The 26,493-nt window shown below is 32.5% G+C and carries 24 protein-coding genes and 1 pseudogene; 19 read left to right on the forward strand and 6 right to left on the reverse strand.

Translation table 11 applies throughout. The annotated features are described in order from the left end of the window. Positions 1 to 233: 233 nt before the first annotated feature. Positions 234 to 1,748 carry an MDR family MFS transporter gene (locus AN960_RS22810; RefSeq protein ID WP_056476834.1) on the reverse strand — a complete coding sequence of 505 codons (1,515 nt, stop codon included), beginning with the start codon at positions 1,746 to 1,748 and terminating at the stop codon, positions 234 to 236. Between the two features lie 1,115 nt (positions 1,749 to 2,863). Between AN960_RS22810 and AN960_RS25380 the strand changes: the two genes are divergently transcribed. From AN960_RS25380 to AN960_RS22825, 3 genes are all read left to right on the forward strand, one after another. Continuing rightward, the gene (locus tag AN960_RS25380; protein ID WP_353611593.1) at positions 2,864 to 3,004 is read left to right on the forward strand and encodes a DUF3953 domain-containing protein; all 141 of its coding nucleotides are present in this window, start codon (positions 2,864 to 2,866) and stop codon (positions 3,002 to 3,004) included. 255 nt (positions 3,005 to 3,259) lie between these two features. After that, positions 3,260 to 3,436, forward strand: a complete 177-nt coding sequence (locus AN960_RS24680) for a hypothetical protein (RefSeq protein WP_156339757.1) — start codon at positions 3,260 to 3,262, stop codon at positions 3,434 to 3,436. A gap of 170 nt (positions 3,437 to 3,606) precedes the next feature. Beyond that, a complete protein-coding gene (locus AN960_RS22825; RefSeq protein ID WP_056476843.1) occupies positions 3,607 to 3,807 on the forward strand; it encodes a cold-shock protein in 201 nt (66 codons plus the stop codon). A gap of 177 nt (positions 3,808 to 3,984) precedes the next feature. On the opposite strand, the gene AN960_RS24215 is transcribed toward AN960_RS22825, so the two are convergent. Next, the gene (locus AN960_RS24215; RefSeq protein WP_082459653.1) at positions 3,985 to 4,149 is read right to left on the reverse strand and encodes a DUF3934 domain-containing protein; all 165 of its coding nucleotides are present in this window, start codon (positions 4,147 to 4,149) and stop codon (positions 3,985 to 3,987) included. A 1,015-nt stretch (positions 4,150 to 5,164) separates the two neighbouring features. Here AN960_RS24215 and AN960_RS22835 point away from each other — a divergent pair. The 3 genes from AN960_RS22835 (at position 5,165) to AN960_RS22845 (ending at position 7,411) form a co-directional block, all read left to right on the forward strand. Further along, positions 5,165 to 5,593, forward strand: coding sequence for a hypothetical protein (locus AN960_RS22835; protein ID WP_156339758.1), 429 nt, complete (start codon positions 5,165 to 5,167; stop codon positions 5,591 to 5,593). A 271-nt stretch (positions 5,594 to 5,864) separates the two neighbouring features. Continuing rightward, on the forward strand, positions 5,865 to 6,518 hold the full coding sequence (locus AN960_RS22840; protein WP_056476851.1) for a pyridoxine/pyridoxamine 5'-phosphate oxidase: 654 nt from the start codon (positions 5,865 to 5,867) through the stop codon (positions 6,516 to 6,518). Between the two features lie 314 nt (positions 6,519 to 6,832). Continuing rightward, positions 6,833 to 7,411, forward strand: coding sequence for a dihydrofolate reductase family protein (locus tag AN960_RS22845; protein WP_056476854.1), 579 nt, complete (start codon positions 6,833 to 6,835; stop codon positions 7,409 to 7,411). 723 nt (positions 7,412 to 8,134) lie between these two features. Here the strand turns inward: AN960_RS22845 and AN960_RS22855 are convergent. Beyond that, positions 8,135 to 9,463, reverse strand: coding sequence for a glycosyl hydrolase family 18 protein (locus AN960_RS22855; protein WP_056476857.1), 1,329 nt, complete (start codon positions 9,461 to 9,463; stop codon positions 8,135 to 8,137). A gap of 234 nt (positions 9,464 to 9,697) precedes the next feature. Between AN960_RS22855 and AN960_RS22860 the strand changes: the two genes are divergently transcribed. Next, positions 9,698 to 9,982 (forward strand): hypothetical protein, encoded by a 285-nt coding sequence (locus AN960_RS22860; protein WP_056476860.1) that lies wholly within the window; start codon positions 9,698 to 9,700, stop codon positions 9,980 to 9,982. Between the two features lie 241 nt (positions 9,983 to 10,223). Here the strand turns inward: AN960_RS22860 and AN960_RS22865 are convergent, their stop codons facing one another. Then, a complete protein-coding gene (locus AN960_RS22865) occupies positions 10,224 to 10,787 on the reverse strand; it encodes a beta-class carbonic anhydrase (RefSeq protein WP_056476863.1) in 564 nt (187 codons plus the stop codon). A gap of 175 nt (positions 10,788 to 10,962) precedes the next feature. On the opposite strand from AN960_RS22865, the pseudogene AN960_RS22870 reads away from it, so the two are divergent. Next, positions 10,963 to 11,290 (forward strand): annotated as a pseudogene (locus AN960_RS22870) (globin domain-containing protein); the annotation flags it as partial. A gap of 141 nt (positions 11,291 to 11,431) precedes the next feature. Here the strand turns inward: AN960_RS22870 and AN960_RS22875 are convergent. Further along, a complete protein-coding gene (locus tag AN960_RS22875; protein ID WP_172795451.1) occupies positions 11,432 to 12,445 on the reverse strand; it encodes a LacI family DNA-binding transcriptional regulator in 1,014 nt (337 codons plus the stop codon). 466 nt (positions 12,446 to 12,911) lie between these two features. Here AN960_RS22875 and AN960_RS22880 point away from each other — a divergent pair, with 466 nt between their 5' ends. The 5 genes from AN960_RS22880 to AN960_RS22900 all read left to right on the forward strand — a co-directional run bounded on the left by AN960_RS22880 (position 12,912) and on the right by AN960_RS22900 (position 19,171). Further along, a complete protein-coding gene (locus AN960_RS22880) occupies positions 12,912 to 14,333 on the forward strand; it encodes an aldehyde dehydrogenase family protein (RefSeq protein ID WP_056476872.1) in 1,422 nt (473 codons plus the stop codon). 220 nt (positions 14,334 to 14,553) lie between these two features. After that, the gene (gene gabT / locus AN960_RS22885) at positions 14,554 to 15,882 is read left to right on the forward strand and encodes a 4-aminobutyrate--2-oxoglutarate transaminase (RefSeq protein ID WP_056476875.1); all 1,329 of its coding nucleotides are present in this window, start codon (positions 14,554 to 14,556) and stop codon (positions 15,880 to 15,882) included. A 137-nt stretch (positions 15,883 to 16,019) separates the two neighbouring features. Next, positions 16,020 to 17,408 (forward strand): amino acid permease, encoded by a 1,389-nt coding sequence (locus AN960_RS22890; RefSeq protein WP_056476878.1) that lies wholly within the window; start codon positions 16,020 to 16,022, stop codon positions 17,406 to 17,408. 385 nt (positions 17,409 to 17,793) lie between these two features. Then, positions 17,794 to 18,369 carry a LysE family translocator gene (locus AN960_RS22895; protein WP_056476881.1) on the forward strand — a complete coding sequence of 192 codons (576 nt, stop codon included), beginning with the start codon at positions 17,794 to 17,796 and terminating at the stop codon, positions 18,367 to 18,369. A gap of 25 nt (positions 18,370 to 18,394) precedes the next feature. Then, a complete protein-coding gene (locus tag AN960_RS22900; protein WP_056476884.1) occupies positions 18,395 to 19,171 on the forward strand; it encodes an AraC family transcriptional regulator in 777 nt (258 codons plus the stop codon). 204 nt (positions 19,172 to 19,375) lie between these two features. On the opposite strand, the gene AN960_RS22905 is transcribed toward AN960_RS22900, so the two are convergent. After that, a complete protein-coding gene (locus tag AN960_RS22905; RefSeq protein ID WP_056476887.1) occupies positions 19,376 to 20,299 on the reverse strand; it encodes a DMT family transporter in 924 nt (307 codons plus the stop codon). Between the two features lie 229 nt (positions 20,300 to 20,528). Here AN960_RS22905 and AN960_RS22910 point away from each other — a divergent pair, with 229 nt between their 5' ends. The 6 genes from AN960_RS22910 to AN960_RS22935 all read left to right on the forward strand — a co-directional run bounded on the left by AN960_RS22910 (position 20,529) and on the right by AN960_RS22935 (position 26,487). Then, positions 20,529 to 21,014: an Lrp/AsnC family transcriptional regulator gene (locus tag AN960_RS22910; protein ID WP_056476891.1), complete on the forward strand. Its 486-nt coding sequence runs from the start codon at positions 20,529 to 20,531 to the stop codon at positions 21,012 to 21,014. Positions 21,015 to 21,192: 178 nt separating this feature from the next. Then, positions 21,193 to 21,516: a helix-turn-helix domain-containing protein gene (locus AN960_RS22915; RefSeq protein WP_056476894.1), complete on the forward strand. Its 324-nt coding sequence runs from the start codon at positions 21,193 to 21,195 to the stop codon at positions 21,514 to 21,516. Between the two features lie 263 nt (positions 21,517 to 21,779). After that, positions 21,780 to 23,045, forward strand: coding sequence for a S1C family serine protease (locus tag AN960_RS22920; protein WP_056476897.1), 1,266 nt, complete (start codon positions 21,780 to 21,782; stop codon positions 23,043 to 23,045). A gap of 578 nt (positions 23,046 to 23,623) precedes the next feature. Beyond that, on the forward strand, positions 23,624 to 24,397 hold the full coding sequence (locus tag AN960_RS22925; protein ID WP_056476900.1) for an SDR family oxidoreductase: 774 nt from the start codon (positions 23,624 to 23,626) through the stop codon (positions 24,395 to 24,397). 36 nt (positions 24,398 to 24,433) lie between these two features. Beyond that, the gene (locus AN960_RS22930; protein WP_056476903.1) at positions 24,434 to 25,183 is read left to right on the forward strand and encodes a 2-phosphosulfolactate phosphatase; all 750 of its coding nucleotides are present in this window, start codon (positions 24,434 to 24,436) and stop codon (positions 25,181 to 25,183) included. 65 nt (positions 25,184 to 25,248) lie between these two features. After that, positions 25,249 to 26,487 carry an acyl-CoA dehydrogenase family protein gene (locus tag AN960_RS22935; RefSeq protein WP_056476906.1) on the forward strand — a complete coding sequence of 413 codons (1,239 nt, stop codon included), beginning with the start codon at positions 25,249 to 25,251 and terminating at the stop codon, positions 26,485 to 26,487. Positions 26,488 to 26,493: the final 6 nt, after the last annotated feature.

Here is a 26,493-nt window from a genome sequence, read left to right on the forward strand (position 1 = left end):
AAAATATGATTAGCGGCTAAAAGTTGTTTGAGGTGACAAATCTCAAGTCCAATGGAGGATCAATGATGATTTGTCCGTCCACTATTAGCAAATTAACAACAACAAAAGGCATTGCATGAGCAATGCCTCAGAATATTCTTTAAAATGATAACTCAATTGTTTAAAAATCACTATTTTTTAAATGCTTTTTCCGTCAACTGAAGCAGTATTACAAAATGGAATGGTGTACTAAATTAAATAGAATTTACTTCTTTTACTTCACTTGATTCATCTTTCTTTATTAAAATTTCCTTTTTCAGTCCCCAACAAATTAAAAATGTTAAAATGGAAAGCACGAAAGATACCCAATATAAATCCTGGAATGCATGAGTGAAGACTGTTTTTACTTTTTCTAGTAAATTAGAATCAAGATTTGTTTGAATCATACCATTTTCTACATTTTTTAATTGTAGTAATTGATCCACAGTAAGACTTCCAGCTAGTGATTTCATCCCTGATGTAATTTTAGAGGCTAATAATGAACCAAATAAACTAAAGCCAATCGTCATACCAATGGATTGAAATAACATAACGGCAGATTGAGCAATCCCTACATTTTCTTTTTCAACTGATTCTTGAACAATTAATGCATTGTTAAATAGTGCACCGAATCCAAGTCCAAGAATAATGAAATAAAAAACGAATGTAATAATTGAAGTGTGAGCCGTGATACCTGTAAGTAAATAGAAACCGATCATAGGAATAATAAATGAAACACCGTAAATATTTCGATAGGAGAATTTATTCATTACTCGACCAGCAACTACACTTGCCCCCATTGCACCAACCATAATTGGTACATTTAAATAGCCAGATTCAGTAGGTGTTAAACCGAGTACATTTTGCGAGAAGAATGGGAAAGATGAAAGTGAACCCATTATCGCAAGAACAAATACAAATACAAGAGCCGAAATGACAACAAAGTTTCTATTTTTAAATAAATGCAATGGGATAATTGGTTCTTTTGCTTTTGACTCGACAAAAATAAATAGGCCAAGGAAAATGGTTCCTAAAATTAGTAAACCAATCATTTTAGGTTCACTCCATGCATATCCTTCTGTTTGATGAAGTACAGGAGTGAGAAGATAACTGATTAAAGTGGTGACTAGTAAGATTCCGCCAAACCAGTCGATATTTATTTTTTTGTCTACTTTCGTTTCGTTTAATCCTAAAGCTAATAAAATTGCAGCTAAAACTCCAACTGGAATATTTACTAAAAAGATCCAGTGCCATGAAATATGTTGTACAAAATATCCTCCAATGAGCGGTCCAAGTAGTTGAGGTATAAACATGACAGCTCCGAAAATACCTTGTAGCTTAGCACGCTGTTCAACTGGGAAGCTGTCTCCGAAAATGACCATCGCGAGTGGCATTAATCCGCCGGCACCAATCCCTTGGATCCCACGTCCAATTAAAAGGACTTCCATTGATTGGGCTGTTCCACTAATTATTGATCCAGCTATGAATAATCCCATACTAAATAAATATATTTTTTTTCGTCCATATAAATCCGCAAGTTTGCCGAGTATTGCCATAAAAGATGTCATCGAAAGCATGTAAACTCCACCAACCCAGCCGTAAAGCGCTAGACCTCCTAAATCTCTAATAATTGTAGGCATAGCTGTTGAAACGACTGTCTCATCAAGCTCTGAGAAAATGACTCCAATCATTAGTCCTATTAAAATAAGAGTCTTGTTATTTTCTTTCATCCTTTACCTCCCTATGACCTTTCAAAATTATTCAATTGATTCATTGAATACCTAAAAAATGAGTGAAGCTTTTAGTATGAGTATCTGTAGCAAGCATATTGATTATTTATTTGATTAATGTGATCGTTATTGTTCATTTTTAATTATGTATCCCTAAATTTAAAGCTGAAATCGAAATTTCAAGTAAAAAAGTCAATTTTATTTATCTACTATCTAATTTATTCTTTACTACGTTTAAAAATCCTTTAGGTAGTAACTCTTATATTTGTGGTTGTATGAAGTATAGTAATAAGTATTCTTGAACGGTTAAATAGGATTTGAAATTGCAATAGTAGGTTTGATCAGTATATTTGGATAGGATTTTATCATCGACTATACCTTTTTCACTTGTTTTTACTTTTTCCGATTTACCTTTACTGAAGAAAAAATAAAATAACTTCTTATGTAACTACCGTATTGATTTAGTTGAACAGTACTTTGGCTAAAAATCGATTTTTTCTGATGAAATGCATTTAAGGGTAAAAGGAAAATTGTTTTTTTATGCAAAAAGTGGGAATTCCCCCAAAATAATAATTATGACTTTATTGTATAATATAATAGTATTAAATTTTGTTAGTTTATTAGAGTGTCAATCTTTGGTGTTAATTAAAAATTAAATGACATGTTTGCTGAAAAAGGATATCAAATTCAAATGACAAGTTAGATAGTTAGCAAGGAGATAATAGTCAGCTAAATGAAAACATATATTTTGGAAAGATTTAAACACATATGGATTTGGCTTATATGCGGTGCTGTATTGGGTTATTTAGTTCACTATTTGAGAACTAGACAATTGACATTTACTTCAGATAACATATTTTTCTTAAAGATGATATTGATTGGTTTTGTAGCTGCTGAAGTAATAAATTTAATACGTCGGTTATTTAATCGAATAAAGCAAAATAACCTGTGAGATATATTAAAAATTGAGAATTACAGTACTTAAACTAAAGTATGTAAATCGTACGAAGGGAATAATTCGAATGCTAAAAATTTTAAGAATGATATTTATATTGATTGTCTTAATATTATCTATTTTTGGCTTAATAACACATAAGTTAGGATTACTCCCTTATATGCACTTTTTCTTAGCAGCATTGTTTTTATTGGCATGTATACCAGAATTTAAACAAAAACAAAAAAAGTTGGGTTATATTTATTTCATAGTATCCTTGCTTGGTTTCATTGTATCAATGCAAGAATTTTTATATAACTAGCGAATCCTAAACTGCTTAATTGCAGTTTTTTTATTGCAGTAAATGGCAGGATCGTTTAATCATTAAAGGAATTTTTAAACTTAAATGGAATTATAAGAATGACCAAAGGGGCTTTATTTTATAGGGATTAAATTGGAGGGAATAGAAAATGGATGTATAAACACTTTGAACTAAAGAGTCTAGAGATGCACGACGCATATCATTTTAGTAAATTGTATTAATGATTAAATGCGAGTTTGAAAAGGAGAGTGCAAAATGGATAATTTTAGTTTAATCATTACGTTATTTCAATTGATCATTTTAATTGTAGTAGTGTATGTAGTGTTTAAGATTGTAAAAAAAGTAAGGTTATTTGCAACAAAGAATTTGTATATTTCTTATAAAAAAATTGAAGAATTAGAGCAAAGAATAAGTAATTTAGAGAAAAAATAGTGACACCTATTATTAAATAAAGCAAAGGGTTAGTTACATAATATCGGACTTATGATTAGCCATATTTCTTTGTTCATTCGCTATTTTTGATGGAAATTTGATTAATTGAAATTATATTGTTAAAATTGTTATATTACAATGTGTGTAAGCCACACTGGGAGGTAACAAAAATGGAAAATGGTAAAGTAAAATGGTTTAATGCAGAAAAAGGATTTGGATTTATTGAGCGTGAAAATGGTGATGATGTATTCGTACATTTTTCAGCAATTCAAACTGATGGATTTAAATCTTTAGACGAAGGTCAAGCTGTTACATTTGAAGTAGAACAAGGTCAACGCGGACCACAAGCAACTAATGTTAAAAAGGCTTAATTGACCAAAAAGAGTCGGATTCTATATAGTAGGATCTGACTCTTTTTATGTCTTATAAATTTGTCTTATAAATTAAAAACCCCTATTCGAAAAAGAATAAGGGTAAAATCTAACGCGATTATGAATTAAATTTTATAGCCTATATAAAATGAAGATAAAATTAATCATTTAATACAATTAGACATTTGAATTATTATTAGTTGTTTTGGAACTGCCCTTTTTAGTACCTTTGCTAACATATGGCTTCGCGTTCTTTGCTTTTTTTGCGCTAGCTTGCCATCTATTCCAACCCTTTTTATCTGTACCTCGACCTGTACCGCCCTTAGCTTTAGCTTTACTCATTTAAACACCTCATACTTATTATACACTAAATATCATACAGTTTTTTAGTAATTTCCAATTAACTTATGAGTTAAACAAGAATTGAGCAGATTTATATATTACTTTATTGCAATTGAACTAAAGTATACGTCTGTTTCATAAAATGATCTGCATAGTCAATCTATGATAGAGGGGAATAAGGTCTCTATAAATCTTATAATTTTTTAGGTTGATAGTTTTTAAGTAGCATGTTTTTGTGGGATAAGAAATTCCCAAAAAATAAACATAAATATTCCAAGATATGGTAAAGTTAAATGGACTAATAAAAGTGAATCATCTTGAGGAAATACTGAAAACACAGAGAATTATATTTTGTTATATACCTTATTGATCTAACAAAACTTTAGTTTTTTGAACACTAACTGCTTAATTGCAATTTTTATATAGTATTTCCGAGTATTGTACTTTAAAATTAATAGAAAGATATATGATATTATTCATATAAAATAGTAAATAAGGAATGGATTATCGTGCACTTTAAATTGGTTTTAAGTATTATTAAATATTCAATATTTTGGACTATCCTTTTATTAATAACTGCAATGTATTTACCAGATTCATTAAATATAAGTGAAAGAGTCTCTTTATGGTTATTAGAAATAGTATCCATATTAGTATTTATTCTTAATTATGAAAAGTGGAAGCGATTGTTAATTTCGCTACCTATTGGGATGGTATTAGTAATACTATTGATTTTATTATTCGATTGAGAAGTTGCCTAAATCATATTTTGTTATTGATACTGATACAGCACGAATCGAATTTATTTAAAAAGTGATACCAAGTATGCAAACTAACACATTGCATTAGTTGAACAACATGATCGGCTATTTAGTCGATTTTTTTTATTTAGCTGAATGGCGGGTTAGTTGGATAAGTAATGAAACAATTAAATGATTGAACAAAATAAAAAGCTACTATCTATATATAGAAGAGTTGTCTGAGGAAGGCAATATTAGTGATAGGAAGTGAAAAAATGCTCATTTATTATGTATTGCTCATTCTCGGAGTTGGATTTTTAATAGCAGCAGTATTTCTCTTTATTGCAATGGATGGCTTTAAAGACTATAAAATATTAATTGGAGGTATTGGATTCCTTTTAATTGGTGTTTTATTTTTAATAGCAACTCTCCCTAGCCTAAAATATATTGTATTCAAAAAATATGATGTCGTCAGTGGAAAATGTGTTATCGAAATAGATTCATCAGGTCGTTCTTCTGAAGCTGACTTTGATATTCTCGATACAGATGAGATGTTTTCCTTCAGAGGTATTCCAGCACTAGATGCTTATGGGAAGTCAATTCCTTATTTTTGTAAGGTGACAACTACAAAAGACCATAAGTATGGTATTAGTTATAAAATATATGATGGTAAAACTCGAAAGTTAATATTAACAGGAAAATAGTTCTTTGATTATAGGTAGGGTTAAAGATACATTTATCTCTTTTGGTATTTATCGTTAGTTCAGTTTGTATATATCGCTTGTTCAACTAAATAATGCAATAGTTACATATTACAAGTATTTATAAGAAGGGGGAAATTTGAATTAACGCATTGTGTTAGTTAAATAGAATTAGGAGCTGTTAATCCGCTCCCTTTTTAAAATTTAGCGGGTTAGTTAAAATTTGGAGAATGTCTTAATTATAAATGTTTGATTAAATAGATGGAGGATTTATATGGACGACATTAGGAAAGTTATAACAAAAATTAAAACACTTAATGGACCCTTTCCTGCGTTTAATTTTAACAATACGTCAGAATTTCCAAATGAACTTTTTTTAGAATGGTTCCAAGAAGCAATTGATTATGGCATACACGAACCACATTCAATGACTCTTTCAACAATTGATCATAATGGATTTCCCGATGCTAGGGTTCTAATTATTAAAGATGTGGATCAATATGGGTGGTATTTTGCATCAAGTTCACAAAGTGAAAAAGGTAAACAGATAGATTTTAATCCCAATGTTGCTATGACTTTTTATTGGGCACTAATTGGTAGACAAGTCAGAATACGTGGGACTGCAATTAAAATGGAAAATGAATTAAGTGTTAAAGATTTTTTAGCTAGAGGAACTGTAGCCCGTGCAATAGCTTTGATTGGCAAACAAAGTTCAATCTTAAAAGAACATTCTGAGTTAGATGAGGCACTAAACAAACAAATTGAAATTTTACAACATAATCCAAGTTTAGTGTTTCCTTCGTGGACTTTGTATCGATTAGTTGCTAAAGAAGTGGAGTTCTGGCAGGCTGACGAAGATCGTAGGCATATACGATTAAGATATAGCTTCGAGGGTGATAGATGGTTAAAAAAACTATTATGGCCATAGTTTAATTTTAGATCGTCGTTGTTCAACTTAACCAGCTAATCGTTCTATTTTGGAGCCGAGATAGGCTTATTTTTATTCAACAAAAATGGCAGATAAAATAATGTACTAACTGACAGTATTGATCAATTTAGAAATGGGAAAATTATCAAAGATTTGACGTTGAAAACCAGATTTTAAAGGGATTTTTTTTCAAGTGAAGAATATAAGAAAAGGGAAGGAATAAGAAAAATATCTTATAAACCATAAAAACAGTTAGTAGTTTCTCGTTTATATAAACATAAGAAAAAACATAACTTAGTAAATAGGAGGATTTTATGAGAAATGTCATTTTATTTTTACATTCTTCTTTAGATGGTTTTGTAGAAGGGCCAAACGGTGCAATGGATATCGGGTGGGTATCTTACAATGAAGAATTAGAAAAACATGCTAGAGAAATTTTAAGTACTGTAGATACAGTATTATGGGGAAGAGGTACATACCAAATGATGGAAAATTATTGGACTTCTGTACCTTCTAACCCTGAAGCATCAGAATATGAAATTGAACATGCTAAATGGATAGAAGAGACATCAAAGGTTGTTTTTTCTACAACTCTTGAAAAAGCTGAATGGAATAATTCAAGATTAATAAAAGAAAATATTGAGGAAGAAATTAAGAACATAAAAAAACAACCTGGTAAAGATATTATTATTTTAGGTAGTCCAAGATTTGCACATTATCTTATGGAACTTGATTTAGTTGATGTAATTAAAATTACAATTTCACCAGTTATTATAGGAAGTGGTCTACCTTTATTTAAGGGCTCAGAAAATAAACGCAACCTCTCACTTGTTGAAAACAAAACATTTAATTCCGGTGCAATTGGCCTTACGTATAATATTGTAAAATCGTAACTAAAAAATTAGCCGTCCAAATAAAAAATTGGTGGGTTCTAATACATGAAGGATACATACATAGGTTCTTATTTTAGTGTGTTTACACTAACTAAGTATTCAAAGAATTGATGAGTTAAATTAGAAAAGTAAAGACTACTCTTCTAATACAACTTACGCAGTGCATTATCTGTACAACATGCTCGACTTTATAGTCGATTTTTTTGTTGAACTAAATGGCAGGATAGTCGAACAAGGAAAAACAATATAAAATATAGAATTTAATAATCGGAACTTAAAAATTTAGTTGGTGTGAGCTAGTAAAAATTAGACAAAGTAATAGACGCAGATGCACAAGTAATTTTTGATATGTAAGTGAATGCCTTTATGCCATTGTTAGATAAATATAAAGATGCCGTAAAAAAACAGCAAAAGAACCGTTTGATAATGTAATTAAGAGAAATAATTATTCTTTTGGTGGATTTTATAAAATTTTGCATGATGATGTTCTTGTAGGGGCAATTTGTATCTATTGGAATGAGGAAACTTAGTTTTGGATCAGTCCAATATTCATTTTGCCAGAATACCAGGGGATGGGAATTGCACCAAAATCTATCCAGTTAATTGAGAAACAATTTTCAGAAGCAACTACTTGGGAATTAAGAACAATTTTAGAAGAAAAAAGTAAAAATCATTACACAGCATAAAAAACAGCCAATCATTTAAAAATTGGCTGTTAATTTTTTAATTAATTTTAAATTCATTAAGTAATAATTGTTCAGTCTGAGGCATTGTAATACCCAGATGCCAACACCCTAATCCGCCTAAAGCATATTCTTTTACAAGGTGAAATTTTGCTAGTAAACTTCGAGGATCTTCAAACCAAACGTCATGGATAATTCCATCTTTGTCAGTGTAACGAAATGCTGGTGATAAAGTTTCTCGATCGAAATAGACTTCACTTTCATATTTCTTATACATTTTAATAGCATTTTGAGTGGAATATGCGCTTCCTTTTCGTTTCTCACCAGTAATAGGCCAATCGTAGGCATACTGAGGAATTCCTAATAATAATTTTGATTTTGGTACAACGGATACAGCATAATTTAACGTTTTTCTCACTTCATTTAATGGAGCTATCGGGCCTGAGGGACTGTTCGGCCAATGCCAGTTATATGTCATTAAAAACATCTTATCAACATATTTACCAAGGGTATAATAATCATAAGCATCATAAAATTGAGGAATATGATCTGCTTCCTTTGGAGGCATCGCCATTAAAACTTCCATTTTTGAACGATGAAGTTTCTCAGATAATGCTTTTATAAATAAATTAAGGCTATTCCTATCTTCAGGGTTTAGTGATTCAAAATCTATCATTATTCCTTTATAATCATTTTTGTCTAAAAGAGTATAGATGTTATTTACCAACTTTTTTCGCATTGATGTTTTACTAAGTAATGAATGCACTAGCTTTGGATCGAAACCATTTTTACTAATATTAGTTAATGTAGCGTACGGAAAAATGTGATTTTTCCAAGCTATCCGATTAGACTGATTTTCTTTTACTTTAATTATATTCCCTTGAGAAGTAGGGTGAAATTCAAATATAAAAATACTTGTAAGTGACTTTTTATAATAATCAATCATCCATGTATTAGTTTTTTTATTTTTAGGAATTAAATAAGAACCAGTCCAAATAGTGATTTTAGGAGATGAAGGAATAATTAATTTTTGGCCTGGAATTACTACATCGCTAGTAATATTATTTTTACTTTTCAAATAATTAATGTCAATTGAATGTCGAAATGCAATATCCCATAAAGTTTCTCCTTGTCTCACATAGTAAGTAGACCCAGGAATTATCATAGATTGTCCAATCACAAGATTATCATTTCGATCTAATCCATTTAAATTTGCAAAGCTTTTTTCATTCAATTTATATTGTTTTGATATATTTTTCAAAGTATCTCCCGGTTTTACTTCATATACAATCAAAGCATTAGCACTTAAAACTGGAGAAAATAAAAAAAATAATAAAGTAAATATGAATATTAATAAACGCTTAGCCAAACACAATACCTCCTTAGATAGGTAGTATTTTTAATTTTAACTACTCATTAAGTATCCTTTACTTAATAAGAAAATTTTACTTATATGAGTAAGCAAATGATTATGAGAAAAAAGAATTAGGAGTAAGATTGTAAAAAGTTTTTCCGTATAAGCGTTATCTTCAAGTTTTTTCTTGGTTCCCTAACTCATGTAACAAACTCAACAAAGGCAGCTAGTTATTCGAAAGTAGATGAAATGCTAGCAAATTTATCACCAGCCGAGAGAGCAGCACTTCATCAACTTTCAACGAGTAATGAGACAGGGCTTCGAGTTAAACCTGATATCGATTTAGAATCTACTAACCAAACGAGTGTAATTGTTGAATTTAATAATAAGCCAGCAAAAGTCGCTCAACTTGAATCAAGTTTAAAAGGTCAACAGCTAACAGAGACTGAGGCAACTAGCTTAGTTGATCAAGATCATGCAACTTTTTCAAAAGATTTAGGACAAGTATTAACTGAAGACAAAAATAAAAGGTAAAGTCCAGAAAAGGGAATAGTTTGGATAATGCTTGTATAGAGAGTTTTTAACCATGTAAAAACGGAGTGTTTTTTCTGAAATCGAAAAGAAATTAAAACAACCTTAGTCCCTACTGAATATTGGGATAAGGTTGTTTAATTTGCGTACCTTTTATTTATTGTCTACTTGACAGGGATATAACAAAATGGGAAATCCTTTTTCTTATCGTGAAACTGCTTTAAGGATGAAATTTCCCACTAAACTAGCTCTCATATCCGTCTACAACTATATCCAATTTTCCTGTTTCTGGATCTATTACAAGTCCATGAACACTGATGTTTTTCGGAAACATTGGGTGATTTTTGACCATCTTAACACTTTGTTCAACGCTTTCTTCAACTGTTTGAAATCCTGTTAACCAACTTTTAATATCAATACCTGCGTTTGTTAACGTATTTATGATTTCTTTATCTAACCCAGCTTGTTCACATTTTTCTATAAAAGAATCAGATTCTAGCCCTTTCATGCCGCAACCATGATGTCCAACGATAGCTACCTCTTTTGCGCCAAGCTCAATAATTGCAACTAGTATGCTTCGCATCACACTGCCAAATGGGTGCGAAACGATTGCTCCAGCATTTTTTATAATTTTGATATCACCATTTTTAAAGTTCATCGCTTGTGGTAATAATTCAACAAGTCGTGTATCCATACATGTAAGAATCACCATTTTTTTTTTTGGAAATTTAGTCGTTATGTATTTTTCATATTCTTTATTTTCAACGAATTGTTGATTGTATTCTAGAATTTCTGAAATTAATGTCATTTTATCCCTCCTGATAGTAAATAAATTATTTCATATTTTTCAAAGTTATTCAATCTACTTACAAGTATTCTAGTAGTTAAACTAATTGTAATTTACAAATCTATTTGCGAATTTTCTTTCAATTAAAAGGAAATTATAACAAAGTATTTCCATTTTAAGGAGGGATATTTTTTATATATTAAGTCCAGAAAAGATAAAAATTATTAAGTCAACAGTGCCAGTATTAGAGATTCATGGTGAAGCAATTACAACTCGTTTTTATGAATTGTTATTTCAGAAACACCCTGAACTCCTTAATGTATTTAACGAAGCAAAAAAAAAAAAGAGGAAGACAACAAACTGCTTTAGCAAATGCAGTTTATGCGGCGGCGCTACATATTGAAAATTTAGGCGAAATATTAAAAGAAGTAAATCTAATTGCACATAAACATAGAAGCTTAGGAATTAAACCTGAACATTATCCTATTGTTGGAGAAAATTTATTAGCTGCAATTAAAGATGTAAAGTACTCATAAAAAAGTAGAATACTAAAAAAATGGAGGTGCTAAAAGGGAGAAAATTGGATGAGTTTATTAGGGTGTGAACATAATGATATTTGGAAAATGGATTGGAAAATCGGAGACGTGAGTTATTCACGTCTCTTTTTACTTATTTATTCTTGGTTGGCTAGTTGAACGTCGAACAATCAAATTGGGTGTGATTGTAGTTGTTGTAGGATCAATTTGTTTCTCCTTATTTTCAATCATATTAATTAGATGTTCCATAGCTAGATTTCCTAGAGATTGACTTAAATGAGTTCCCACTGTAGTTAATTGTATAGATGCATGGGCAGAAAACTCTATATTGTCAATTGCACCAATACTGATATCTTCTGGTATTTTAAAGCCTTTATTAAGTAGGAAATCCAAGCATATTAATGCAATAGCATCCGTTGCAGCGACAATGGCTGTTGGAAATTCAATACCTGAAAATAACTCTTTACATGCTTTGACGATGGATTCTACACTTGTATCGGTTGATTTTATCCAATCTTCGTGAATTTCTATTTTTTGTCTATTAGCCTCTGTTTTATACCCTTCTAATCGACCGTAAAAAGTAGAAGCTTGTAGCGGTCCACCTATAAAGGCTAGATTTTTATGACCTAGCTCTATCATATGATTTGTAATTAGTTCACCAGCTTTTATGTTATCAATCTCAAAATAGTTTTTCCCAAACGAATGCTTACGATTGAAAGTCACATACGGTTTGCCTTCCATACTTTCTAATAAAGGAAAAATAGGATCATCCATTAAAATAGAGGACATTATGATTCCATCAACAGGTGCACTTAAAACTTGGTTGTAAAGCATGTTATCGTTATCTGATTTATGAAAATAAACGAGAACATTATATCCTTTTTTTGCTGCGATGGTTACAATTCCACGCGTAGATTCTTCATAAAATGGATCTTGAATATGTCCTGTGATTAATGCAATCATGTTGGTTTTTCTCTTCACGAGATTTCTAGCAATCATATTCGGACGATAATTTAATTCTTTTATGGCTCTCTCTACTTTCGATACTGTAGTTTGTTTAATATTTTTAGATCCATTTAGTACGCGAGAAACAGTAGATTGAGAGACACCAGCTAACCTCGCAACATCGTGTGAAGAAACCAAATAAATCACTCCAAGCTCATAGTATATTAATTTAAAATAATAGTGAATTAATTTTAAAAATGCAATGAATAAGGCAGGCTCCAAAACTACTTTAATTTCCATAAACAACATAATCTTTAGAAATTTTATGAGATTATTCTTAATTATAACAAATAAAAAAGAATTTGATTAAGACTTTTACGGAAATAATTGAAAATTTTGGATACGTATTCATAAAACTAGAATGAATGACTATTGATCATGTAGATTGGAACGCCGAGATTGTTTAAAAAAATGTGCTTAATCGAGAGTGTTCTAACCGAAATTAACGTAATTTTGAAGTAGAATCTCACTAAACTGAGAAAACGGGTACGGTTTTAGGAAAAAAATGAATATTTTAAAAATGCTAAAAAATAAAAATTATTTGACACTTATTCCTGCTGACGTTTATCATTAATACGTATTCATAAATTATGGAGGGGAAACCATGAAACAGAATCTTTGGATAAACGGACTACATGTAGAAACAGAACATTTTTCAGAATTGCTTTCTCCCTATTCACGAGAAAAGATTGCAGACATTTCAATAGCTAATAAAGAGCAAACGCAAATAGCGATTCAAGCTGCTTATGATGTTAAAGAAGTAATGGCTAAAATGCCTGCTCATCAACGAGCAACGATTTTAGAGAAAGTTTCACAGCTTCTTGAAGAAAATTTTGAAGAAGCTGTGAAAGTGATTGCTCTCGAGTCAGCTAAACCACTTATATTCGCCAAAGCAGAAGTAATAAGAACCATTGAAACTTATAAATTTGCATCAGAAGAAGCAAAACGAATCCATGGAGAGACGATCCCATTTGATGCGGCAGTTGGAGGAGTTGGAAAAATAGGCTACACCGTTCGAAATCCAATTGGAGTTATTGGAGCAATTACTCCGTTTAATTTTCCTATGAATCTAGTTGCACATAAAGTTGGTCCTGCTATTGCTTCAGGCAATACTGTTGTATTGAAGCCAGCTTCACAAACACCACTTTCTGCATTTTTTATAGCTGACTTGTTCAAAAAAGCAGGACTACCGGACGGGGCATTAAATGTTGTAACGGGTCCAGGCGGAGTCGTAGGTGACACTATTGTAGAAAGTGATCTAGTTAGTATGGTGACTTTTACAGGAAGTACCTCTGTTGGAATTTCACTTCGAGCGAAGGCAGGGCTTAAGAAAACAACTCTTGAACTTGGTTCAAATGCTGCATTAATCATTGACGAAGACATCGACGTAAAAAAGGTCATTGATCGTTGCTTAATGGGTGCATTTTCAAACCAAGGACAAGTATGTATCTCTTTACAACGTATTTACATACACGAAAAAATCTACGATGTGTTTGTTTCGCAGTTTGCAGATGCGGCTAGCAAACTTAAACTAGGTGACCCTCTAAATCCTGAAACGTATGTTTCATCTCTAATTTCACCTAATGATTTAGATCGTGCTTTAAGCTGGATCGAAGAAGCAAAATCTCATGGTGCGACAATTGCTTCAGGTGGTAAAACGCAAGGTAACATTCTCGAACCAACAGTTATTTTAGGTGTAACGCGTAACATGAAAGTATCGTGTAACGAAGTTTTTGCTCCTATTGTTTCAATTTGTAAAGTATCTTCAGTTGACGAAGCAATCGATGCTGTGAATGATTCCTGTTATGGGTTGCAAGCTGGAATTTACACAAATAGTGTTTCGAATGCACTGAAAGCAGCGGACGAGCTGCATGTTGGTGGAGTTGTTATTAATGATGTCCCTACGTTCCGTGTTGATCAAATGCCATATGGTGGCGTAAAAGAAAGTGGAACAGGACGTGAAGGATTGAAATATGCAATTGAAGAGATGACTGAAATGAAACTAGTTATTTGGCATAAAGGATAAATTGCATATATCGCCTAAAAATAATTTATTTTCAAGTTTACCTTCTAGCTTTATTGGCTTTATAGATGGTATACGTTTTTATATTTATAGTTTCTCATACTGGTAATTGAAGTGAGGAAATTTGCAGTTATAAATAATAGCTATGGTTACTCCCTAATTAAAAGATGCAGTTATTGAAAAGTCGAACAACGAATCATTATAAAAATGGAGGAATGAAATTATGGGTAAGCAACTATCAACAAAAGAATGGCAAGAAAAACGAGATAAATACGTAGTAAAAGGCGTTAGTAATGGAAACCGAGCAATTGCTGTAGAGGGTAAAGGAGCGACACTATACGATATAGAAGGTAAGAAGTTTATTGACTTTGGTGCAGCGATCGGAACAATCAACGTCGGGCACTCACATCCAAAAGTAGTAGCAGCTATACAAAAGCAAGCAGAAAAGGTCATTCATCCTGGATTCAATGTCATTATGTACCCGTCATACATTGAAATTTGTGAAAAATTGTGTGAAGTAACGCCAGGAGATTTTGCGAAAAAAGCAATTTTACTAAACAGCGGTGCTGAAGCTGTTGAGAATGCTGTAAAAATCGCAAGAAAATATACAAAGCGCCAAGGAGTTGTGACATTTACTCGTGGATTCCACGGTCGTACATTAATGACGATGACAATGACAAGTAAAGTGAAACCATACAAACTTGGTTTTGGTCCTTTTGCACCTGAAGTATATCAAGCACCATATCCATATATGTATCGTAAGCCAGAGGGGATGACTGATGAGCAATACGAAGCAGATGTTATTGCACAGTTTGATCAATTTTTTGTAGCAACAGTAGCACCAGAGACTGTTGCATGTATTGTCATGGAGCCGATTCAAGGAGAAGGTGGATTTGTTATACCGCCAAAATCATTTGTAAAACATGTTCGTGAATTTTGTACAAAACATGGTATTTTGATGGTTGCAGATGAAATTCAAACTGGATTCGCAAGAACAGGAAAATTGTTTGCGATGGAGCATTTCGAAATTGCAGCTGATCTTATGACTGCTTCTAAATCGATCGCAGGTGGTATGCCATTAAGTGCTGTTATAGGAAAGGCGGAAATAATGGATACGGCAGATCCAGGTGAATTAGGTGGAACTTATTGTGGAAATCCACTTGCTTGTGAAGCTGCATTAGCAGTATTAGAAGTCATTGACGAAGAACAATTATGTGAAAGAGCACAATGGATTGGAGAAGTGCTTGAGAGCCAAGTGAAAGAATGGCAAGAAAAGTACAACTGTTTTGGAGAATTCCGTCGTCTAGGAGCAATGTGTGCAGTAGAAATTGTGACGGATCAAACATCAAAAACACCTAATAAAGATCTAACAACAAAAATTGCAAAAGCAGCTAATGAAGCTGGACTTTTATTACTTACTGCAGGTCTAGATGGAAATATCATTCGATTTTTAAGTCCACTAGTGATTACAGATGAGGAACTAAGTGAAGGGCTTGCAATTTTAGAAAACGTACTATCTGATTGTCAAATTTCAACTAAACAGTTCGTTTAATCATTTTCATATGTCTAAATTTTTTTAATGTAACCTCCGAATGTGGAGTTGAATTGGAAATGCTCGAGTCTTTTAATGCAAGGTTTTTATAAAGGGTTTTATATTAACGTTAAAAAGAATAGGGTGAATATGTGAGTATGGAGAAACATAACAAAGGTTTACAACAAAATTTAAAGAACCGTCATATTCAGATGATTTCAATTGGTGGTATCATTGGGGCAGGTTTATTTGTAGGTAGTGGAAATGTAATTCATAGTGCAGGTCCATCAGCAATTGTTGCCTATTTAATAGCTGGAATATTAGTTGCTCTTCTTATGAGAATGTTAGGAGAAATGGCAGCTGAAAATCCAGATAGTGGATCGTTTTCAACGTATGCAAAAGAGTCGATTGGCCCTTGGGCAGGATACACGATTGGCTGGTTGTATTGGTTTTTCTGGCTTATTACAATCGCAATCGAGGCGATTGCAGGTGCAAATATTATGAATTCATGGTTTCCAAGTATTCCATTATGGGGCTGGGCTTTAATCCTTACCTTTGTACTTACACTTTCTAATATTTTATCAGTGAAAACATTTGGAGAGTTTGAATATTGGTTTGCCATTACAAAGGTAGTGGCGATCTCAGCGTTTATGTTAGTAGGGCTTGCGATTTTATTTAAATTCTTCCCTAACATTCAATCTCCGGGATTATCAAATTTGACACAGCATGGCGGATTTTTCCCGAAAGGTATAAGTGCGATATTAGGTGGATTTATGACTGTAATGTTTGCTTTCTTTGGATCTGAAATTGCTGCAATTGCTGCAGGTGAATCTAAAGACCCTCAAAAATCTGTTGTAACGGCTATTAATTCAGTTGTTTGGCGTGTAGCATTGTTCTACATCGGATCAGTTGCTATTTTAGTTTTATTAATGCCTTGGAATGACGCAAAATCGTTAAGTAGCCCATATGTAACTTTACTTACAAATCTAGGAATTCCTGGGGCTGCAACAATCATGAAAGTGGTTGTACTTCTGTCAGTACTTTCTTGTCTGAATTCAGCACTTTATACGAATTCTCGTATGCTATATTCGTTAGCGAAGCAAGGGAATGCTCCGAAAATTTTTACAAAAGTAAACAAAGGTGGGTCACCATATTGGGGAGTTTGGGCAAGTTCAGCTTTTGCATTCTTGGCTGCAGTATTTAATTTTATTTCACCAGATAAACTTTTTTCATTTCTTTTAAATGCATCAGGGTCAATTGCCCTTCTAGTTTATATTGTTATTGCAGTATCACATGTAATAAAGCGCAAACAAGCTGAGAAAAACGGAAAAGTGTTACGTTTAAAAATGTGGGGTTTTCCATTTTTAACCTACATTACGATTATAGCAATGGTCGTAATTTATTTCTCGATGTACTTTATGGATGGTCTTCGCTCACAGTTCTTTTTAACATCATTAATTACAGTTTTAGTAATTTCATCGTTTTTTATTTTTAAAATTGGAAAGAAAGAGAAAGTCGAATCAAAACATGAAACAACAGCGAGTTGAAATAGGCAACGTTCCACTTTCATAATGATGTTTATCGATGCAAAAATGAAACAAATAGAGAATATGAGATGAAAGCGTTGTCGGAGAAAAAATGCTTTTAGTACTACCTTATTAAGTTAGAAGCCAGAAAAACCTATGAGATGGTTTTTCTGGTTTTTTTTCTATTAGACCTAATTATTAATTAATAGTCATGACTCCTTAGACTTAAAATAAGTTTCTGATACAACAACACATACATAAGTTCAATAAGGGTTTATAAAGGTTTCTAATTAGACAACCTTTTTTTGTGTCGTGAAATTATAGAATAAACTTGCAATAATATACTATATAGCATTTAAATTTAAGCTGTAAGATGAAATGAGAATAACGTGAAAGGAGTTACCTCATGAATTTTACATCTTTTATTTTATATTGTTTTATTGTTACTTTTACACCAGGACCTACTAATATCGTAATATTATCGACAGTGCATAATACTGGGACAAAAAAGGCATTGGAATATACATATGGTGCAACGCTTGCTTTTGGTTTATTACTTTTAATTTCTGCTATGTTAAACACAATGCTGATAGGGATTATCCCAAAAATTTTAAATCTTATGCAGGTTATAGGAAGCTTTTATATGATCTATCTTGCCTATCAGATTTACAAAATGGATTCATCAAAATCATCCGAGAAACAATCAGGTACCTTTATGTCAGGATTTCTGATGCAGTTTTTAAATCCAAAGGTGGTACTGTTTACAATGACAGTTATTCCTAGCTATATATTGCCTTATCATGTCAAAATGTCTACTGTTACAATTAATGTTATCGTGATCACAATCATTGGATTCTTAGCATTTATTACATGGGTTCTTTTCGGTTCAATCTTCAAAGTTTTTTTACAGAAACACAAAAAAACTGTTAATATCGTGATGGCATTTTGCTTAGTTTACGCAGCAGTCATGATATGGATATAAGTAAGCTGTTAAAGAGGTGAGTTTAATGGAGAAATTTATCTACAAAAAATCATCAGGTATTACGGCGCTCTCAGCAAGTATGACTGATTTTAAGTATAAAAAACACTCTCACAAAGAGTATGCCATAGGTGTTACATTACGTGGTATACAACAATATAATCTGGATGGAAGTTTACAGTTATCACATCAAAATGGTGTCATGCTTTTTAATCCAGAACAAGCACATGACGGAATGGCATATGATGAGTCTGGTATTGATTATGTCATGCTATATTTAGATCCACAATTGCTGTTAGAAGTAAATGAGAACAAGGACTTAGTACGTTTTTCGAACCCTATTGTGTATGATCATCAACTTGAACAAAAAATAGTAAGTCTTTCTAATGCTATATTAAGTGAAAAAGATGAGGCATTTTGTAGTGAATTACTAGTATCTCTAGCAGATCGTCTTATTAGAACTAATCTTTCAAGAGATTATAAGAAAGATAACGCGCTAATGAAAAAAGCGAAGAATTTGATTCATTCCAATTTGGAAAAAGTTCTTAAGCTTGATGAGATATGTAATGAACTTAATTTATCCAAATTCAAGTTTATTAGATACTTTAAGACTCATACGGGCATATCACCATATCAATACTTTCTTAACTGTAAGATTGAACGCGCAAAGCAGTTGATCGAAAAAAATAGAGATATATATTCAGCGGTATCGGAATGTGGCTTTGTAGATTTAACCCATTTAAATAAACATTTTAAAAGTGTATATGGAACTACAGCATATGAGTATATGTCTTATTTAGATTAAGGGGAGTATTTGTTCTACGAAAATAGATAAATCCAGAAAGTGAAATGATCATTAAAGAGTGAAAGTCTAGATCTATTTAAGAAAACAAGATTAATATAAAATGCCTGTATCTAAGATTACCAAGTAATCGTTGATACAGGCTATTTTAATAATTATTATTCAGCTAACGAATATACGGCAGAAGAAATTCTCAACTTGAAGACTTTAAGCTGGAGATTTCATAGATTTCTTTACAATCCGATTGTTTTTAGACATTCCATTTGTTTTAAAGTAAGTGAACAAGAAACTACCTAGTATTACGATAATGCTCCCAAGTCCTTGAACCCATGTCATTTTTTCATTTAATAAGAAAAACGCTAAAATGGCTGTGAAAATCGGATTGAAGTTTAGGAAAATACCTGCTGAAGTTGCTCCAATTTTTTGGACACCAATATTCCAAAAGAGCATACATAAGACAGTCGAAATAATACCAGTATATAAAATTGAGAAAATAAATGAGCCATTCATTTTCACAAGCGTAAAATCTGAGAGATTAAAAGGGATGATTACAACGAGTCCAAATATCCCTGAGTATAGTGTAGACAACATAGGTGATATAAGCCTTGTTGCCCATCTACTACAAACCGAATAGATTCCCCATATGCAGACGGCAATGACCATCCATAAATCTCCTAAATTAAACTTCATTGAGAATAATAGATTAAGATCTCCCTTAGAAAGTACAAGGATAACCCCTAAGAACGAAATAAACATTGAAAATATTTGTAAAAAGTTCATTCTTTCTTTTAAAAATAAAGATGAAAATAAAGCAATGGAAATTGTATTTAGGGTCGAAATTAAACCGACATTTGTTGCAGATGTCTTTTCTAATGCCATAAATTGAAAGAGATTAAAAAGAACAACACCTGTAACTCCCATCATGATTAATGGTAGAATAGCTTTACGTGGAGGTAAAATCTTCTTTTCTTTCCACCATACGATTGGTAATAATACGATAATTGCAATTCCCCATCTTAGCGTCGTCAAGGTCATTGGAGAAGCGTGACCAACAAGGGATTTTCCAACGACAAAATTTCCTCCCCATAACAAACTTGTTAATAATAACAACAGTATATATAAGATTGGCATATCTAAACCCCCAAATTCACTGTTTTAATGTTTAAAAAAGACCTTACACAGTGATTTCTTACTATTTTTTTAATAGTTTAACATAATTGTTTATTTCACCGTAGATTATTTTGTATAATGATATAAATACGAAATAATCTTAATCAAAAGCGTTATTTCGGGAAATATAATTCGTTTTAAGTGTTGAATCGAAACCATTTTCCGAATAAATGAAAGGGAGTAGATAGAAGTGGAACACCAAGGAAATAAAGTATTAGATGAAGTAGATCTTAAAATTTTAGATAAGTTACAAAAGGAAAGCCAAATTAGCAATACGGAACTAGCGCGACATGTGAATTTGTCACCACCAGCTACACATGCGAGAGTTAAACGATTAGAAAATGAGGGATATATCGATCGACAAGTTGCGATCTTAAATCAAGAAAAGCTGGGATTTGACTTGCTTTGTTTTATTTTTATCAATACAAATATCCATCAAGCCGATAAATTAGAAGTGTTAGAGAAAGCGTTACAATCTATGCCTGAAGTTTTAGAGTGCCACTTATTAACAGGGGAGTATGACTATTTATTAAAAGTTGCCAACAGAGAACGAAAAGAATTGGAGAACTTTATTCGTAAGTTAAATCAACTCGGAATTACAAGAATTCAAACAAGTTTAGCTTTAAGAGAAATCAAATATTCTACCGTTTTGCCGTTATGTGAAAAAGAAGAATAAGATTTATAAAGTTTTACAACATAAATCTTAGCCCTTTGGTATAAATATGAAATTAACTTTCAAATGTAAAAGTATGTGTTTTACTCTCAATCTCTAATTTTGATTACTGGATAAAAGTTTAGTTTTTTAATAAAGGGAAAGTGTGCTGATATTGAATTAAATGAATAGAGGTGAACATATGAAAAATTATATTATAGCTATATCAATATTTCTTTTAGGGATATGTATCGTGATTGGAAGTTGGATGATTTCTAATGGAATGGGAACAAAAGTTTCAACGAGTCTTTCTGTACAGCATCAACATCAACTATTAACACAGTCAGAGTTAGTTGATTATTTAGGATTAAGTAAGGAAGAAATTCAAAAATTAACAGAGTTAGATGATGGTGAAGGTAGTTATTCGAGTGAACTTCCTCATTTAAAAATTGGATCAGAGTTTTACTATCCTAAATCAGCAATCGATAAATGGTTAGTAAATGTAGAATTAACTACGATCCCTTAATTAGTAATGATAATATTTTAATTGTAGATTGGAGAAGAAATTTTCAATAAATAATCTAATTTTTATTGAATTACCATACAATAGTAGTAGAGTATAAGCTGCATAATTGCGGCTTTTTCTATTGCATTAAAGTTAAATGGCTAAAGAAATGATTGATTTTATAGTGCAAATATCAGTAAGGGTGTATGTCATTTTTTTGCTTTTGTGTATGTACTCTCAATTGGGAGATGATCGTAAGCAAAACAAATGAGAGGATGTGTGGAATGAAAAAAAAAGCATTCATAACCATTCCGTTTTGTATCTTGTTAGCAATCCTTATCGCTACAACGTTTGTGCTCACTTCGACTAAACCTTCAACCCCTGACTTACTCAAACCTCAACAATTAGCTGAAACCACAAAGCCCGCAGTTGTTCGAATTGTTGATTATGCGATTGTGAAATGGACGATTAATTTAGATGATGAACGCGTGACGAGTGTGCTGAAGAAATGGGATTATAAAACCGAACTTGACGGTTTTGGATCTGGAGCTATCATTAATTCGGACGGCTATATTGTAACAAACGCTCATGTTCTCATTTATTCTCATCAATTGTCCGATCATGATATTCTTTCTCAAGCATTTTCAATTCTTGTGGATGATGTTGCTACGGAAAATAATTGGACGCACAAATTCACAGATGCATACTTGAAACAGTATACTAGTTACGAAATCTTCCAAAAAGGCGTCGACGTATACTTGCCGACAGTAGATGATCCTATTAGCGCAGTCGTCAAAAGCTATCAACAACCTACCGATCATGGCAAAGATGTGGCCCTCTTAAAAATAGACGGCTCCCACTATCCTACAATTCCACTTGGAAACAGTGACTCCATTCAAGATCAAGACAATATTTGGGTGATTGGCTACCCAGCTGCGGCAGATTCTGAATTGCTATCGATGCATAGTTATGTGATCCCCACGATGAATAAAGGGCAAATCTCAGCTATCTCAAAAACTACATTAGCTGGTAGCCCAGTCCTTCAAATCAATGCAGCATCTACCCATGGAAATAGTGGAGGACCCATCATTAATAACAAAGGACAATTGATTGGCTTACTCACTTTCCGAGGAGATACGGTGAATGACCAAGAAGTGCAAGGATTTCATTTTGCGGTACCTGTGAACACATTGAAAAAGGTTGTCAAGAAAGCAGACGTTCATGTCACTGAAAGCAAAACTGATAAATTGTTCAAAGAAGGGTTAATTTTCTACTGGGCCGGCTATTACAAAAATGCACTGACAAAATTTGAAGCAGTCCAAAAAATCTATCCGAACCACCCAGAAGTAAAACACTATATTCATGAATCGAAACAAAAAATGAGCTCAAGCAAAACACTTTGGGCAGATTACAAAACCAGTTTTTACATTCAAGATACTGTCGCAAGTATACTGATCCTCATTCTTCTTCTATACACTTTCACGTTTAACAGCAAAAGTAAATCAAATACCACATCGAATCCACCATCAACCGATTATGAATCCGACTAAACTAGAAACTCACATAGATCTTGAAAAATCTACACCTAATCAGCAGTGTAGACATCATAAATTATGAAAAATGTATTTGAATCTATTTATTGAGCAAATGCTTGAGGGACGATTGCATAAAACTATATTTATCTTGGTAAAAAACGAAACGGCTCCATTTTGCTGAACGTAGGTTGCAATTGGAACGAATGAGATGGATAAATCCTACCCAAACCAATTGTAGAGCTACAAACAAAAGGAGCCGTATAAATGAAGGATGATCAAAAATCTATTGGTTTAAACGTTTTAAAAGATTTTTTTACTGTTGGAACCTATTTAAATGGGTTATTTGAAAAAGGTATATCCTAACTCAAACTAAAATAGTAAGCAAATAATCTAGTAAATGTGAATATGGATAAAAAGTAACATAAAAAAAAATAACAACATTTAATATTGAATATTCAGAATTTATCTTGTATTATCTAATTAACAAACATACCGACTGGTTAGTATCTAAAAGTTTGTTTTAGAATGAAGCGAAAGTATTGAGCAAAAATTGGGGCTTTATAAAATAAATACTAATTTTAGGAGGATTTGAAATGCACGTAAAAGAGTTATTTGATTTAACTGGGAAAGTAGCTATTGTAACTGGTGGAGGACGAGGTCTTGGTGAACAAATTGCAAAAGGATTCGCTGAAGCAGGTGCAAATGTTGTACTTTGTTCTCGAAATGTAGAAGCATGCCAGGAAATTAGTGAAGAATTGAAAAGTTTAGGTGTAGAATCTTTCGCATTGAAGTGTGATGTAACAAACAAAGAAGATGTGCAAAGAGTAGTTGAAGAAACGAAAGAGAAATTTGGGCGAATTGATATATTAGTAAACAATAGTGGTGCGTCTTGGGGAGCACCTGCTGAAGACATGCCATTAGAGGCATGGAATAAAGTAATGAATGTTAATGTAACCGGTACTTTTTTAATGTCCCAAGCAGTTGGGAAAATCATGTTAGAACAAAAATCTGGAAAAATTATCAATATTGCTTCTATTGCTGGCTTAGTGGGAACTAATCCGAAAGTAATGAATGCGGTTGGTTATAGTGCAAGTAAAGGTGCAGTGATCAGTTTTACAAAAGATTTAGCTGCTAAATGGGGTCCTAGTGGCATTCATGTAAATGCATTAGCTCCTGGTTTTTTCCCAACAAAAATGTCTAAAGATGTTATTTCCCACGGAACAGATGAAATAATAGAATCTATACCACTTAAGAAATTTGGAAATGAAGACGAATTAAAAGGTGCGGCTTTATTTTTAGCAACGCCAGCTTCGAATTATGTGACTGGATCTGTTCTAGTTGTTGATGGTGGAGCATCAATTGTGTAATGTTTGAAACATCATAATCAAAAAGGAGTTTTGTTAATGGGCAAACTTCATCTTTTGATGAAAAAAGAAGACATTGATTTTCAAAAAATAAACGATGAAAAGATAGTAGTCGTTTTTGATGTGTTACTTGCTACTTCAACAATTACAGCGACATTAGCCTTTGGTGCTAAAGAGGTTATACCTGTTAAGAATGGACAAGAGGCAGTTCGTTTCACAAATAAAAATTTGAACAAAGAATATCTATTAATAGGAGAATACGAAGGGAATACAATAGAAGGTTTTCTATCTCCTAATCCATTAACTTTAAAGAAAGTTGTTGCTGAACAGTCAATCGTGTTATCAACAACGAATGGAACTGTGGCATTAAAAAATTCTCAAAATGCAAAGAGGGTATACGCTGCATCCATTTTGAATGCAAATGCAGTTGCAAATCATTTAATACAATCCTATAAAGATGAGTCTGTTATTTTAGTATGTTCGGGGTCGTCAGGACAATTTAATATGGAAGACTTTTATGGAGCAGGTTATTTTATTGATTGCTTAGTAAATGAATCATGTCATTTAGATTTATCCGATGCAGCTAAATCTGCTCATTATTTTTACTTAGGGTTGAAAGAAAAATGTGATGAGATTTTAGCGGAATCAAATGTTGGTAAAATGTTAATTCGCTATGGATTTGAAGAGGAATTAAAATTTGTTTGTAGTAAAAGTATTTTTAATGTTGTTCCGGTATTTGCAGATGGTATAAGCGTAGTAAATGTCAATTTTTCAAAGGAAACTATTTAAATACTGATCTATTAATCACTGTAACTTCTTGTTAGTCAAAAACGATATGTGAAAGGGATGATTGAATGGATTTTTTATATTCGCAAAAAAGTAAAGAGCTTCAATTAAAATTAAAAAATTTTATGGAAACTTATGTTTATCCTAACGAGCGAATATATGAGCAACAGTTAAATGCACAAGAAACTAGGTGGAGTGATGTACCTCCGATTATGGAAGAATTAAAACAAAAAGCAAAACAAGCAGGATTATGGAATTTATTTTTACCTGAAAGTGACCTTGGAGCAGGGTTAACGAATTTAGAATACGCCCCATTATGCGAAATTATGGGACGTTCTATGATTGGACCAGAAGTGTTTAATTGTAGTGCACCAGATACTGGAAATATGGAAGTTTTAGAAAGATATGGTACGAAAGAGCAAAAGGAAAAATGGTTGGCACCACTTTTAAATGGTGAAATTCGCTCATGCTTTTCAATGACGGAGCCAGAGGTTGCTTCTTCTGATGCAACAAATATTGAAGCGAGTATCAAAAAAGATGGTGATTATTATATCATCAATGGTCGAAAATGGTGGTCTTCAGGAGCGGGGGATCCTAGATGCAAAATTGCAATATTTATGGGGAAAACGAATCCGGATGCACCTAAGTATGAACAGCAATCGATGATTCTAGTCCCATTAAATACACTTGGCGTAAAAATCGAAAGGGTATTACCAGTATTCGGTTATGATCATGCACCGCATGGACACGCAGAAATTACGTTTACAAATGTAAAAGTTCCTGCAAGCAATATTTTATGGGGAGAAGGGAAAGGATTTGCGATTGCACAAGGTAGACTTGGTCCAGGTCGGATCCACCATTGTATGAGATTAATTGGTGCTGCAGAACGGGCACTCGAAGAAATGTGTAAGCGTGTTCAAAATCGAGCAGCATTTGGTAAACCGATTGCAAATCAAGGCGTTATTCAAGAATGGATTGCTAATTCAAGAATAGAAATTGAACAAGCTAGATTACTAACATTAAAGGCTGCATATATGATGGACACAGTTGGGAATAAAGAGGCGAAAGCAGAAATTGCAATGATAAAAGTCGTCGCGCCTTCAATGGCCCTGCGAGTAATTGACCGCGCTATTCAAGCCTTTGGAGCTGCAGGTGTATCTGATGATTATACATTAGCTGCTCAATGGGCAAATGCCAGAACGTTAAGATTAGCTGATGGTCCAGATGAAGTACATCGAGCGCAATTAGCAAGATTAGAATTAAAAAAACATGCTGCAGAAAATAACTTCTCAACAATAAAGAATTAATTCAAA

The organism is Bacillus sp. FJAT-25509, assembly GCF_001420605.1.
GTDB lineage: Bacteria > Bacillota > Bacilli > Bacillales > Bacillaceae_G > Gottfriedia.